The following is a 13,267-nucleotide window of genomic DNA, read 5'->3' as shown; positions in this document are numbered from 1 at the left end:
ATGACTGTACCCAAGAGAATAGGCAAGATCCGCTTCGGCCTGATCTCGCCCCAAGAGTTTAGAAAGATGAGCGTGGTCAAGATCATCACCGCTGATACTTACGATGATGACGGCTTTCCCATTGAGATGGGGCTTATGGACCCGAGGCTTGGCGTCATCGACCCAGGCCTGCGCTGCCGGTCCTGCGGCGGGAGGCCTGGAGAGTGCCCCGGCCACTTCGGCCACATCGACCTCATCGCCCCGGTCATCCACGTTGGTTTTGCCAAGCTGATCCGGAAGGTCCTGCGGGCCATATGCAGAGACTGCTCCCGCTTGATGCTCAAGGACAATGAGAAGAAGATGTACCTGGAGCAGATCCAAGAGCTGGAACGGCTGGGCCAGATGACCGACGATACGGTGAACAAGGTATTCGCCGAGGCCAGAAAGAATAAGACCTGCCCCTACTGCGGCGCTCCCCAGCAGGAGATCAAGTTCGAGCGGCCTTTATCATATATAGAGGAGGGCCACAAGCTCACCGCTTCAGACATTCGCGACCGGTTTGAGAAGGTCCCGGACGAGGATATCCAGGTCATGGGCATGAATCCGGCGACTGCGAGGCCTGAATGGATGATCCTGACCGTCCTCCCTGTGCCACCGGTGACCATGCGCCCCTCCATCACCCTGGAGTCGGGCCAGAGGAGCGAGGACGACCTCACTCACAAACTGGTGGATATCATCAGAATAAACCAACGCTTCCAGGAGAATCGGGAGGCTGGAGCTCCCCAGCTGATCATAGAGGATCTGTGGGAGCTCCTGCAATACCATGTAACCACATTCCTGGACAATACCGTCTCCGGCGTTCCTCCTGCCCGCCACCGCTCCGGCAGGCCCTTGAAGACCCTCTCCCAGCGATTGAAAGGGAAGGAGGGACGATTCAGAGGATCTCTATCCGGCAAGAGGGTCAACTTCAGCGCCAGGACGGTCATATCCCCCGATCCCAACCTCAGCATCGGCGAGGTGGGCGTGCCCATGGATATAGCCATGGAGCTATCTGTGCCCATGATTGCCAACTCCAGGAACATGGAGATAGTGAAGACATTTGTGCGCCGCGGTCCGGACCGGCACCCGGGAGTCAATTACGTCACCCGTCCCGACCAGAGGAGGGTCAAGGTCACAGACAAGAACTGTGAGGAGGTCGCAGAGCAGATCGACATCGGCTGGAAGATCGACCGCCAGCTTGCCGATGGCGATATAGTCCTGTTCAACCGCCAGCCATCCCTGCACCGGATGTCCATCATGTCCCACCGGGTGAAGGTAATGCCCTACAAGACCTTCCGGCTCAATCCGGCGGTCTGCCCTCCCTATAACGCCGACTTCGATGGCGACGAGATGAACATGCATGTGCCCCAGACCGAGGAGGCCCGGGCAGAGGCTGAGATCTTGATGAGGGTGCAGGAGAACATCTTATCCCCCAGGTTCGGTGGCCCCATCATCGGCGGCATCCACGATTATGTGACCGGCTCGTTTTTGCTGACACACGGGCGAAAGCCAATTGACCGCCGGGGGGCGATGGAACTCTTGAAGAAGTTCGATATAACCGAGCTTCCCGCACCCGAGGGAGAACTTAATGGTGAGCCCTACTGGACGGGAAAGCAGATATTCAGCCTCATCCTCCCTCGAGGCCTGGACCTGAACTTCAAGGCCGATTTCTGCTACAACTGCGATGTCTGCAAGAACGAGGAGTGCGAGAACGATGCCTACGTAGTCATCCAGGACGGCCAGCTCAAGATAGGGACCATAGACGCCAAGGCGGTGGGGGCCTTCAAAGGCAAGATAACAGACAGGATAATAAAGGAGTACAGCCCCTCCGTGGCGAGCGAGTTCCTGGACAGAATGACCCGCCTGGCCCTGAGGGGCATAATGCACGCTGGGTTTAGCTTCGGAATAGATGACGAGGACATTCCCCCTGAAGCAGTAGATCAGATCGAAGAGACTACCCGTACTGCCAGGGAGAAGGCCCAGCAGCTCATCGAGGCCTATAACGCAGGAGAGCTCGAGCCTCTGCCCGGCCGCACCCTGGATGAGACCCTGGAGATGAGGATCATGCAGACCTTGGGCAAAGCTCGAGACACCGCCGGCAAGATCGCCGGAAGGTACCTGGGCCTGGACAACTCCGGGGTGGTGATGGCGGTGAGCGGAGCCAGGGGCAGCATGCTCAACCTGACCCAAATGGCGGCCTGCGTCGGCCAGCAGTCGGTGAGAGGCGAGCGCATCATGCGCGGCTATGCTGGCAGAACCCTGCCTCACTTCCGGCGGGGAGACCTGGGAGCAGAAGCACACGGATTCGTGGAGTCCAGCTACAAGGACGGCCTGAATCCCACCGAGTTCTTCTTCCACGCCATAGGCGGTCGCGAGGGTCTGGTGGATACGGCCATCAGAACATCCCAGAGCGGCTACCTGCAAAGAAGGCTGGTCAACGCCCTGCAGGATCTGGAGGTCAAATATGATGGCACAGTCAAGGAGACGAGAGGGATGATCGTCCAGTTCAAGTACGGCGAGGATGGGGTTGATGCCTCCAGGAGGGACTATGCCAGCACGGATAACGTCAAGCGCATCATCAAGAACGTGCTGAAGAAGGAGTCGGCATGAGCCTATCAGAAAAGGAGATCCAGGAGAGACTGGATGGAGTAGAGCTTCCCCAAAGCATCAAAGAGTCAATTCAAAACGAGTTGAAGGGAGCAGAAATAAGCTCTGAGGAGATCGATGAGATCGTATCCCAGGTGAAGGCTGACTACGAGCACTCACGGGTTGAGCCCTGCGAGGCGGTGGGTGTGGTCGCCGCCCAGTCCATAGGCGAGCCTGGCACCCAGATGACGATGCGAACCTTCCACTACGCCGGCGTGGCCGAGATCAACGTCACCCTGGGGCTCCCCAGGCTGATCGAGATCGTGGACGCAAGAAAGATCCCCTCCACCCCCACAATGACCATCAAACTGACTCCAGAGTATGCTCATGATCGTGACCTGGCCAGGGAGGTCGCCTGGGCCATAGAGTCCTCCTCCATACTCCACCTGGGATCGATTGCCACTGATCTCGCGGAGATGAATGTGATCATCGAGCTCAACCCCGGGGCCCTCGAGCAACGCAAGATCACTGCAGAGGAGGTGGCAGCAAAGCTGAAGGAAGAGACGGGCCTGGATGTGGACCAGAAGGAGAACCTCCTGGTAATGGCACCGGAAGAGCCCTCCTACCGGGAACTGCTTCAGCTGGTGGAGAAGATAAAGAAGCTCTCCCTAAAAGGGGTGGAAGGAATCAAGAGGGTGGTGATCAGGAAGGAGGGAGACGAGTATATCCTTTATACTGAAGGCTCGTCCCTCAAGAAGGTTATGCAGTTCGAGGGAGTGGACCCCACCCGAATCAAGACCAACAATATAAGCGAGATCGGCGAGGTTCTGGGTATAGAAGCGGCCAGAAACGCCATCATCAACGAGGCCACAGATACCCTGCGCGAGCAGGGCCTATCGGTGGATGTCCGCCATATCATGCTGGTGGCGGACATCATGACTGTAGACGGAGAGCTCAAGCAGATCGGTCGACATGGCGTATCGGGTGAGAAGGCCAGCGTTCTGGCCAGAGCGGCCTTCGAGGTCACTGTCAATCACATCCTGGATGCTGCTGTGAGAGGAGATGTAGACGATCTCAAGGGTGTTACGGAAAACGTCATCGTGGGCCAGCCGATACAGCTCGGCACCGGAGACGTGAAGCTGGTAGCAAGCAAGAGGTAATAACGATGATCAATGTAGATAGAGCGTTAAGAAGTTCCATCAGAACTGGAAATGTGATGCTAGGATCGAATAGGACCATTGAAGCAGGACTTGGCGGACAGGCAAAGCTCATAGTCTATGCCCTCGACTGCCCTGCAGACGTGCGGATGCAGCTGGAGACCATGGACCTGCCGGTCTACGGTTATCAGGGAATGGGCAAGGACCTCGGATCTGCCTGCGGAAAACCTTTCTCCGTGGCTGCATTGGCCATCATCGAGCCAGGCGACTCGGAGATAATGGCACTGCAGCGTGAGATCCGGGGTGTTGAGGCATGAGTGAGTTCAAGCTCACCACAGAAGGAATACGATATATAGCTCTGTTTGAGAGCCTCACGGGAGGCATGGCAAGGGACTGTGTGGTAGACGAGGAGAACGAGAGGATCATCTTCGTCATCAAGAAAGGAGATATGGGCGCTGCTATTGGCCGAAAAGGCTCGAACATCAACCGAGTCAAGAAATCAGTCGGCAAGCAGATAGAAATCGTGGAGTATAGCGAGGACGTTAAAGAGTTCCTGGAAAACCTCTTCCAGCCCGCGGCCATCAAGAACGTCATGGTCGTGAACAAGAATAGCAAGCGATTGGCTTATGTAGAGGTAGCAAATAAGGACAAGGGCATTGCCATCGGCAGGGATGGTCGCAACATACTTAAGGCCAAGATGCTTGCACAGAGGCACCATGGCGTTGACGATATTATAATTCAATGATGGATCACGATTTATTCAAGGTGAAATGAATGGGAAATGGAATCTATGCAGCCAGGAAACTGGAGAGTGATAGGAAGACAATGAGGTGGAGCCATCCCAAGTTTATCCGCAGGATGTCAGGGAGCAAGATGAAGGCTGATCCCCTGGGTGGAGCGCCCATGGGAAGGGGTATTGTCCTGGAGAAGGTCGGCATTGAGGCCAAACAGCCCAACTCGGCCATAAGAAAGGCAGTGCGCATTCAGCTCATTAAAAACGGCCGTCAGGTTACGGCTTTTGCTCCGGGCGATGGAGCCATCGGATTCATAGATGAGCACGATGAGGTCCTAGTAGACCGCATCGGCGGACGTCAGGGCCGATCCATGGGAGATATCCCTGGAGTCAGATTCAAGGTCATCGCTGTCAATAACGTATCCCTGCAAGAGCTTGTGCGGGGCAGGAAAGAGAAGCCGGTGAGGTGATCGACATGAAGGTATTCGGCAAATGGGAGAATATCGAGACAGAGGTCCTGGATCCCGGAGTGAGAGGATACATGAACCTTGCGCCAAAAGCGGTCATGCACTCCGGCGGAAAGCATGCAAAGCAGCAGTTCAAGAAGTCTGAGCAGCATATCGTCGAGCGTCTGGTCAATAAGATGATGCGCAAGGAGAAGAACACCGGCAAGAAGCTCAAGGCTTATGCCATAGTGGAAGGGGCCTTTGACATCATCGCCAAAAAGACCAAGGAGAATCCCCTTACCGTTCTGGGCCAGGCCATTGCCAACGCCGGGCCGCGGGAAGAGGTCGTGCGTCTCAAGTACGGCGGCATAACTGTGCCCAAAGCAGTGGACACCGCACCTCAGAGAAGGGTGGACACCGCACTGATGTTTATCGCCAAGGGCGCTCACGCTGCCTCATTCAAGAAGACCAAGACTGCAGAGGCGGCCCTGGCCGATGAGATCATCGCTGCTGCTAACCGCGATGTTAAGAGCTACGCCATAAACCACAAGGACAGCGTGGAGCGCGTGGCCAAAGCAGCAAGATAAGATCGGTTACATATTAAGAAGGATAGGCGCTGGCCAATCAGGCAGATAGCGCCTATTAAATCTGTTTTTAGGACGATCGGCCGGGCGAATATGACCATGAAGTCCTGGGATAGTGACTACTCTACCCGGGGTCGGCTCTGGGGAGGTGGAGTCCGCAACCTGCCCGATCTGCCCGAGGGGACCCGTGTCCTGGAGCTGGGCTGCGGAGACGGCAAGACCCTCTCCGCTATGCCTCGCAGCTGGAGGATCGCTGCCCTGGACATATCTCTTCCTGCCCTGCGCCTGTGCAGTAGATCCCATCCCCAATCCGATCTGATCCTGGCCAATGCTGAAAGACTCCCATTCAAAAGTGAGAGCTTCGACGACGTATTCGCCTACCATGTGGCCGGCCACCTCTTCCTGCCGGGGCGCAGGGCCCTCGCCAGCGAGGTTTCGAGGGTGCTCAAATCCGGTGGAAAGCTGTTCTTTCGGGAGTTTGGATGGCTCGATATGCGTATGGGCGAAGGCCAGGAGGTGGAAGAAGCTACATTCCTGCGGGGTTCTGGGATAATCACCCATTACTTCACTGAATCTGAGACCAGTGAGCTATTCTGCCGGCTGGTGCCCGCCTCGATCGAGAGCAACTGCTGGAAGATGCGAGTGAGAGGAAGGTATCTGGTTCGATCCCAGATAGAAGCGATCTTTCTTAAGGGCTGAGAATAGCCGATAGCTCTTTTCATCTAGATCGCTATCAAAAGATTCTATGGGCCAGTGCCCAGACAAGGCCTGATAGCTGATCTCCCGTTCCAATCAATTGGCCATGATCTCTACCTTCGCCTGAGCTTTCGGCGACCCCTCCGACCTTTTTTGCTCCAGATACAGGCCACCGATGCAACCAGGCCGCAGATCAACAGCACTCCAACGCCAATAGCAGCATAAGGATATCGGGGAGCATTCTCTTCGGCATTTGGAGATTTTTTCCCTTTCTCTCCTTCATCCCCTTTCGCCTCCTGCATCTCTTCCTCTCCCCCCAGCTCAGGAATGACAGATGCGCCGACAACGATTGTATCCAGAGGGACCTGAACCTCACGATAATCGCTCGATCGGGCATACTCATACAATATGTTCTCCTCCATCCGCTCCTTGCTCACAAAGTGCACCCCATCCCGGGTGTAAGCCGTCTTGTTCTCCACACCCGAAGCATGTGCACAGAGAAACGCCAGCAGTATGAGCAAGATTGCTGCTGACTTAATCCCTTCCAGTGCCATTCAATCCCCCTCTTTGCCTCTGTTCACCACTGCAGAAATTCCTTAAATATTTTATCCACTGGCGTCAGGTCTAAATGGATAGGAGCAATTCCCTGATGATTGGCAAAAAATGGATCCGAATTCTCCCCATCTTCTAAACCCACTTCCCCTGACCATAGCCCTGCGGCATGTGATTCGGAGAAGGCGACAGACGTTCCTCTCCGTCCTGGCGGTCGCCCTGGCGGTAAGCATATCCATAATCTTCTCTTCACTCATCAACGGCCAGCAGCAGATACTCACCAATCTCGTGGAGGAGAAGCTGCCTCATGTGGTGGTCGAGCCAAGAGAGGGAGAGGATTTCATTCATCTCTATAACAGCCTGCTGGATCGGATCGTCTCCCAGCCGGGCCTGAGGTCCACTGCTGCTTCCCTCTCCACCCCGGCCACTCTCTCCCGCAAGGATAAGACCAAGAATGCCCTGTTAAAAGGAGCTGATCCTCTAGATATAGATAAGATATACAAGATTCAAGGGTCCCTGGTCCGGGGCGATTTTGTCAGCGTTCAGCAGGACCGAAATGCAGCGATCGGGGTGAAGCTGGCCGATTCTTTGGAACTGAAGCTGGGGGATAAGCTCTTGGCCACCTTTCCCAGGTCCCGCAGCACCGATCTGACGGTGGCAGCGATCTTCCAGACCGGCACTCCCTTAGACGATCGGGTGGCCTTTGTCTCTTTAGACACCGCCCGCAACTTCAGGGATGAAGGGGATGTGATAAATGCGGTGGAGATAAGCCTGAACGACATCCGCCAGTCAGTGAGCCTGGCCGGCCTGATCTCCTCATGGGGTTACAACGCCAGGAGCTGGGAGGAGAAGAACCCGGAGATCATGCGGGCGATAAACATCGGCGGGTTCTGGACCAGGCTTTCCATACTGCTCTTCATGGTGGTGGCATTCTTCGGCGTGGCCAGCATCATGAACCTGATGGTGGTGGAAAAGACAAAGGAGATCGGCATGCTCATGGCCATGGGAGCGAGAACAAAGGACATTCGCAATATCTTTCTGGCGGAGAGCAGCCTCTTGGGCCTGATCGGCGCAGCAGCAGGATCCCTTCTGGGCCTTGCGGGGATCTATTATCTGGGACGGGTCCCTTTCGAAGTCGCTGCCGGGGGAAGCGTGATCACCACCCTTCCTCTCATCCTGAACCCCTGGGATATCCTGCTCCTCAATATTGTAGTGGTAGCTCTGAGCATGGTGGCTGCGCTTTATCCGGCCAGAAAGGCCTCCAGAATCGATCCGGTCATAGCCCTGAGAGGGGGATAGGCACGGGGCTGATACAGAGCGATGTTCGAGCTGGATGTGGCCCTGCGGCATATAGTGACCAATAGGAGAGGCACTGCCTTTACCCTGATCTCGGTAGCCATTGCAGTGGCGATAATCATCATGTCCCTGGGTCTGACTGAGAGCGTAAGCAGCCAGATCATCGAGAATACAGTGAACAAGAATCCTCATATTCTGATCGGCCCAAAGGAGAGCGAGAGCTACATCAACATGTACCGTTCCCTGTCTGATCAGGTCGGATCCTATCCCGGAGTGCTCGCCGTCTCCCCGAGACTGGTCGGGCAGGGGGCGGCCCGCTTTCAGGATAATGTGCAATCGGTGGAGTTTGTAGGGGTCGATCCCGCCCTTGAGGACCGGCTGATGAGCGTTCAGGAGTCCACGATCTCCGGGAACTTCTCCGACCTCAGATTCAATAACAGGGGCGCTTTTCTAGGAGTTGAGCTGGCCAGGAATCTGAACATCAGAGAGGGCGGGGACTTTTATCTCTACCTCAAGAACGACTCCCTTCGACTGAAGATGATAGGCATACTGCAGAAGGATACAGTCAAGGACGAGACCCTGGTCTACCTCTCCCTGAGCACCGCCCAGGAGCTGGTGGCCGAGGGGGATGTGGTATCTGAGATCGGGGTGAAGCTCGCGGACTATACCCGAGCCCCGGCCATGGCCAAAAAGCTAAATGATGCTAGCTGGTACAAGGCCACCAGCTGGCAGGACTTCAGCCGAGAGATAGCCAGGTTCGTGGGAAACCAGGGAGTCACCAACATTCTCTTCTACATGTTCATCCTTTTAATATCAGCCTTCGTCATAGCCAATACGACGATAATGGTGGTGAGCAAACGGAGACGGGAGATAGGCATTCTAATGGCCATGGGGGCGAAAAGGCGCTCCATACTGATGATATTCTTGCTGGAGAACATGCTCATCAGCCTGCCGGCTGGGATCCTGGGGGCGGTTTTGGGCTATGCTGCTGCTTGGGCGATAACTCTTCTCCCCCTGAATGTGACAAGCGCAGCAGCAGGAGAGGGGATCGTTATAGCCGCCAGGCCGGAGTACTTCGTCATAGCCCTGGCCTTCGCCCTGTCCCTCAACTTCGTCTCCGGGCTCTATCCAGCATACTCAGCGGCACGGCTCGACCCGGTGGAGGCGATTGGCAGTGAATAACAGGGATGATGACATAATTGTGCTGAAGGATCTATCCAAGATCTACGGAAACGGGGTGGAGGTCCGCGCCCTGGATGGGGTGAGCGTGAAGATCAAAGCAGGAGAGTTCGTGGCCATCGTCGGCCCAAGCGGCAGCGGTAAAAGCACCTTGCTCAATATGATCGGCCTCTTGGATACCCCGAGCTCCGGCCATATCTTCCTCAAGGGGATCGATGTCAGCCGAGCCAGCCCGGATGAGCGCGCCCGTCTGCGAAACCAGGAGCTTGGATTCGTCTTTCAGTACCACCATCTGATCCCGGAGTTCACCGCAGTGGAGAATGTGATGATGCCCATGCTCATCGCCAATAAGAGCAAGACCGAGGCCCATAAGCGGGGGGAGGAGCTGCTCAGAGCCGTCGGCCTGGGGGACCGATTGCACAGCCGGCCCAATCAACTATCCGGCGGCCAGAACCAGCGGGTAGCAGTTGCCCGGGCCCTGGCCAATAATCCCTCCATCGTCATAGGCGATGAGCTGACTGGAAACCTGGACACCAAATCCTCTGAGCTCATATACAATCTGCTTCGAGAGCTGAACCAGAAGATCAACCAGACATTCATCCTGGTGACCCATGACATGACCCTGGCGGAGAAGACAGATCGCATATTGAGGATCGTGGATGGGAAGATCGTATGCGAGATGAGGCGAAAGGATGACGGCTTTGTTGCCAGCGATCTGTGCGTGATGGGCGAGGATGATGGCAAGGTCGTTCAGATCTCCAGGGAGAATTGAAGGGCATCCATATCATTTTGAGTGGCAAAATTGATAAGCTTAGAGGCTTGAAAGGAGGCCGAGGTATTATATGAGTAAACAATTAATATATTTTACAGGCGTCCTCCTGCTGATGATGACTGCGGTCCTGGCCGTCTCTGCCCAGGATAACTCCCTGAACGCCACCCTTCTGAACAACACTACGCTGAACAACACTACGCTGAACAACACTACATTAAACAATACAACCATAAATCTATCCGCCAATCAGACCATCAATGTGAGTGCAAACGAGACGGTAGAGCTGCAGAATGAAACTGCCCTCCTTCCTGTACAGACCATTCCCTTAAATGATGCAGTGGCTGTTGAGAATGAGACCGTTCCAGCTGTGGTTGATGCCATGCCCGCGGAGAATGAGACGGTTGCTGCCCCTGTTGAAGTTGCAGTTGAGACCGCCCAGACAGTAGCACCCGTAACCAGTATCCTCGGCAAGATGGAGACTGAACAGGCTCCGCCAATACTGCTCGGCTTAACGGCAAAATCGACCTATGCCATCGGCAGCAGCAATACCTTCAGAGAAGCAGCCCAGGTGGGCAGCACCAAGGCCAGAGTGACATATCCAGTTGGCTCAGCAGCCTTGTCGATGATCACCCTCTGAAATGGGTCGCCTCTGGAATAAACCGAATTGAACTGAATTCAAAATACTGTCGATAGACTTTTATGGACAATGTCCCTCTCGATGGGGAAAGGTGTTCCTCTTGATGGGAATCAATGAGATGGGTTTCGAGGTCTTCGAGGAGATGCTCGACTATGGAGATGAGCTGCAAATAGAGGTCTATGAGCTTGAGAATGGCACCGTAGTCATCGATGCAGGAGTGAAGGCTCAGGGCGGAATAGGAGCCGGCATCTACCTTTCCCGCCTGTGCATGAGCGACCTGGCCGACATCCAGCTCGCTCCCTGCGATATAGGCGGAATTCTTCTCCCAGGAGTGCAGGTGGCCACGGACTATCCGGCGGTATCCTGTATGGCCTCCCAGTGCGCCATGTGGCAGATCAAGGCAGACAAGTACTTCGCCATGGGCAGCGGACCGGCAAGGGTTCTGGCGGGAAAGACCAGGGATCTATATGAGAAGATAGGATTCGAGGAGTTCTCTGATATAGGGGTCATCGTCTTGGAGTCGAACAAGCTGCCGGATGAGAAGGTTTCGGCATCGATTGCCCAGAAGTGTGGAATCGATCCCGCTGACCTTAGAATTGCCATTGCCCCCACGGACTCCGTGGCCGGCCTGGTGCAGGTATCAGCGCGGGTGGTGGAGACCGGCCTGCACAAGCTCTTCACCATGGGCTTTGACATAAACACCATCAAGAGCGGCTGGGGAAGAGCGCCCATCTCGCCCATCACCGGAGACGCGACCAATTGCATGGGCTCCTCCAATGATGCCATAATCTATGGCGGAGAGACCTATTACACCCTCCTCTATGAGGATACTGAAGAGCTGCAGAGGTATCTGAAGGGTATGCCTTCCTCTGCATCCCGGGACTGGGGAGCGCCTTTCTACCAGACATTCAAGGCAGCTGGTTTTGATTTCTTCAAGGTGGACCATAACGTCTTTGCACCGGCCAAAGTGGTGATGAATGAGATCAAATCGCGACGGACTTTCGTATGCGGCAAGACCGATCATGAGGTGCTGATGGAGTCGTTCCACCTGGAATGTCTCGATTCGTCGGTCTGATGGGAGAGTGGATTCAGTTTAGAGGAAATCCGGGATAATCTAGATAAACCTCCGGGCAGCCCGTGAAAGAGATGAATTCTTTGGAATGCGACCTCAAGGGCCATGGGCCGTGCGGCGGGCCTCTCTGCCAGCGCGGCATAAGCCTCAACCACCGCTGCGACCAGCATGTCAGGCTCCAGTCGTACTGGGCAGCCCATAACACCGGCAAAAAGCTCAACGACTGGCTGGACGGCCTGATGAATGCCGAGCGGGAAGAGGCATTGAGGCTGGCTCCGCCCAGGGGAAAGCACTGGCAGGAGATCAGCTCCTCGTCCTCGGAGGACTAGCTTTTAGCCTTCAGAGAAGGTCTATCGTTCCCACTACTCTGAGCTTTCCACCCTCAGGATACGTCAGAACTGCCTTTGCTCCCGGCCGGAAGACGAGCATCTTGTCCAGCTTCAGTTTCAGCTCAGCTCGATGCCAGTCAGCCTCCGGCAAGACCTCCTGCACTCTGGCCGGGACGAATTGCATCCAGTGGCCGATGTGAAGCACCATTCCCTCTTTGAGGGGACTTGGCCAGTATTTAACTATCCGGGCCATGGCTGAGATCTCTGAGACCTTCTTGATCGATTTGTCATTGGTGAGGATGGTCCCCCGGTCCAGGTCCTCAACATCGACCCCTTTAAGGGCGATCCCAGTCCTCTCACCCACCCCGGCGACATCGAAGTCCTCATCATGCTTCTGGATGGAGCGGACCTGGGCGGTCTTCTCTCCCGGGAGAACCATCAGCTCATCATGCTTCTTCAGGGTCCCCTCCGCCACCGATCCCAAGACCACAGTGCCTATGCCCCGCACATTGAAGAAGTGATCCACGGGCATGGTCCCGGTTGGAGAGTCGTAGCTGGTCTTGATCTTTTCAGAAAGGGCCAGGAGGCTCTCGCGAAGGGCATTCTTATCATCATCCAAAAATTCATAGCTATCGACCACAGTGCCCTTGATGAAGGGCATGACCCGATCTTTGTCTATGAAGTTTCTCAGTATCACCATGCCGTCTTTCTTGCCCAGAGAGTCCAGCATGAGGACCGTCTCCCCAAAGGCGGGATCCATCTGATCCACAATCAATAGAATCTTCTGGGACATGGAGATGGCATAGAATAAGGGTGCTATCCTCTCCGGATATCTGCTCGGCTCGATGAGGGTAACGGTATTCTCCCCTTTCTTCAGATTGTAAAAGGTAAGATCGCTGACGGTGCCCTTCTTTCCCAGCTCCTTGCCATATTCCGGGGCGCCCAGGATCGCCACATTGAGATTGGACATACAATGCCTGAATCTATCCTTGGGATAATAGGTCTTGCGGTGGCAGGATAGGGCCTTTTCATTCCCATCTATGCTGCTTTTATAGGGAGAAAGAAGAGATCCAGCGATGTGCGGAGCAGATCTGTCTGACCTGGAGGAGGAGGAGAGAGAATCCCGGAAGAAGAGTACTGAATCATCCCCTGCAGCGAAGGGCGTACCCAGGGAAAAGAGCAGGCAGTAGACAATAGATATTTATCAGAT

15 protein-coding genes are annotated in these 13,267 nt (G+C 55.2%); 13 read left to right on the top strand and 2 right to left on the bottom strand.

The genetic code is table 11. The annotated features are described in order from the left end of the window. The 7 genes from BP822_RS10200 to BP822_RS10170 all read left to right on the top strand — a co-directional run bounded on the left by BP822_RS10200 (position 1) and on the right by BP822_RS10170 (position 6,223). Positions 1–2,628 carry a DNA-directed RNA polymerase subunit A' gene (locus tag BP822_RS10200; protein WP_273271111.1) on the top strand — a complete coding sequence of 876 codons (2,628 nt, stop codon included), beginning with the start codon at positions 1–3 and terminating at the stop codon, positions 2,626–2,628. Continuing rightward, positions 2,625–3,764 (top strand): DNA-directed RNA polymerase subunit A'', encoded by a 1,140-nt coding sequence (rpoA2, locus tag BP822_RS10195; RefSeq protein WP_013719025.1) that lies wholly within the window; start codon positions 2,625–2,627, stop codon positions 3,762–3,764. The genes BP822_RS10200 and rpoA2 overlap by 4 nt, the downstream gene beginning before the upstream one ends. Before the next feature lie 5 nt (positions 3,765–3,769). Continuing rightward, the gene (locus BP822_RS10190) at positions 3,770–4,078 is read left to right on the top strand and encodes a 50S ribosomal protein L30e (RefSeq protein ID WP_013719026.1); all 309 of its coding nucleotides are present in this window, start codon (positions 3,770–3,772) and stop codon (positions 4,076–4,078) included. Beyond that, positions 4,075–4,506: a NusA-like transcription termination signal-binding factor gene (locus BP822_RS10185; protein ID WP_013719027.1), complete on the top strand. Its 432-nt coding sequence runs from the start codon at positions 4,075–4,077 to the stop codon at positions 4,504–4,506. The genes BP822_RS10190 and BP822_RS10185 overlap by 4 nt, the downstream gene beginning before the upstream one ends. A gap of 29 nt (positions 4,507–4,535) precedes the next feature. After that, the gene (locus tag BP822_RS10180) at positions 4,536–4,964 is read left to right on the top strand and encodes a 30S ribosomal protein S12 (protein WP_013719028.1); all 429 of its coding nucleotides are present in this window, start codon (positions 4,536–4,538) and stop codon (positions 4,962–4,964) included. A 5-nt stretch (positions 4,965–4,969) separates the two neighbouring features. After that, positions 4,970–5,527 (top strand): 30S ribosomal protein S7, encoded by a 558-nt coding sequence (locus BP822_RS10175; protein ID WP_013719029.1) that lies wholly within the window; start codon positions 4,970–4,972, stop codon positions 5,525–5,527. A 96-nt stretch (positions 5,528–5,623) separates the two neighbouring features. Further along, positions 5,624–6,223 carry a class I SAM-dependent methyltransferase gene (locus BP822_RS10170; protein ID WP_276619721.1) on the top strand — a complete coding sequence of 200 codons (600 nt, stop codon included), beginning with the start codon at positions 5,624–5,626 and terminating at the stop codon, positions 6,221–6,223. 110 nt (positions 6,224–6,333) lie between these two features. Here the strand turns inward: BP822_RS10170 and BP822_RS10165 are convergent, their stop codons facing one another. Next, the gene (locus BP822_RS10165) at positions 6,334–6,774 is read right to left on the bottom strand and encodes a hypothetical protein (RefSeq protein ID WP_048131955.1); all 441 of its coding nucleotides are present in this window, start codon (positions 6,772–6,774) and stop codon (positions 6,334–6,336) included. A gap of 109 nt (positions 6,775–6,883) precedes the next feature. Here BP822_RS10165 and BP822_RS10160 point away from each other — a divergent pair, with 109 nt between their 5' ends. The 6 genes from BP822_RS10160 to BP822_RS10135 all read left to right on the top strand — a co-directional run bounded on the left by BP822_RS10160 (position 6,884) and on the right by BP822_RS10135 (position 12,057). Continuing rightward, on the top strand, positions 6,884–8,071 hold the full coding sequence (locus BP822_RS10160) for an ABC transporter permease (protein WP_013719031.1): 1,188 nt from the start codon (positions 6,884–6,886) through the stop codon (positions 8,069–8,071). A 21-nt stretch (positions 8,072–8,092) separates the two neighbouring features. Further along, on the top strand, positions 8,093–9,250 hold the full coding sequence (locus BP822_RS10155) for an ABC transporter permease (protein WP_273271118.1): 1,158 nt from the start codon (positions 8,093–8,095) through the stop codon (positions 9,248–9,250). Next, positions 9,243–10,019, top strand: coding sequence for an ABC transporter ATP-binding protein (locus BP822_RS10150; protein WP_013719033.1), 777 nt, complete (start codon positions 9,243–9,245; stop codon positions 10,017–10,019). The genes BP822_RS10155 and BP822_RS10150 overlap by 8 nt, the downstream gene beginning before the upstream one ends. Before the next feature lie 70 nt (positions 10,020–10,089). After that, positions 10,090–10,656 (top strand): hypothetical protein, encoded by a 567-nt coding sequence (locus BP822_RS10145; RefSeq protein WP_273277957.1) that lies wholly within the window; start codon positions 10,090–10,092, stop codon positions 10,654–10,656. Between the two features lie 100 nt (positions 10,657–10,756). After that, positions 10,757–11,731 carry a methenyltetrahydromethanopterin cyclohydrolase gene (mch, locus tag BP822_RS10140; protein WP_048131957.1) on the top strand — a complete coding sequence of 325 codons (975 nt, stop codon included), beginning with the start codon at positions 10,757–10,759 and terminating at the stop codon, positions 11,729–11,731. Between the two features lie 71 nt (positions 11,732–11,802). Next, positions 11,803–12,057 (top strand): hypothetical protein, encoded by a 255-nt coding sequence (locus tag BP822_RS10135; RefSeq protein ID WP_048131959.1) that lies wholly within the window; start codon positions 11,803–11,805, stop codon positions 12,055–12,057. 10 nt (positions 12,058–12,067) lie between these two features. On the opposite strand, the gene BP822_RS10130 is transcribed toward BP822_RS10135, so the two are convergent. After that, entirely contained in the window at positions 12,068–13,027 is a 960-nt protein-coding gene (locus BP822_RS10130) for an EF-Tu/IF-2/RF-3 family GTPase (protein ID WP_286878225.1), read from the bottom strand. Positions 13,028–13,267: the final 240 nt, after the last annotated feature.

Origin of the sequence: Methanosaeta sp. UBA458 (assembly GCF_002496085.1) — an archaeon.
Taxonomy (GTDB): Archaea; Halobacteriota; Methanosarcinia; order Methanotrichales; family Methanotrichaceae; genus Methanothrix; species Methanothrix soehngenii.
Note: the sequence above shows the minus strand (reverse complement) of the source record. Positions and strands in the feature narration are given on the sequence as shown.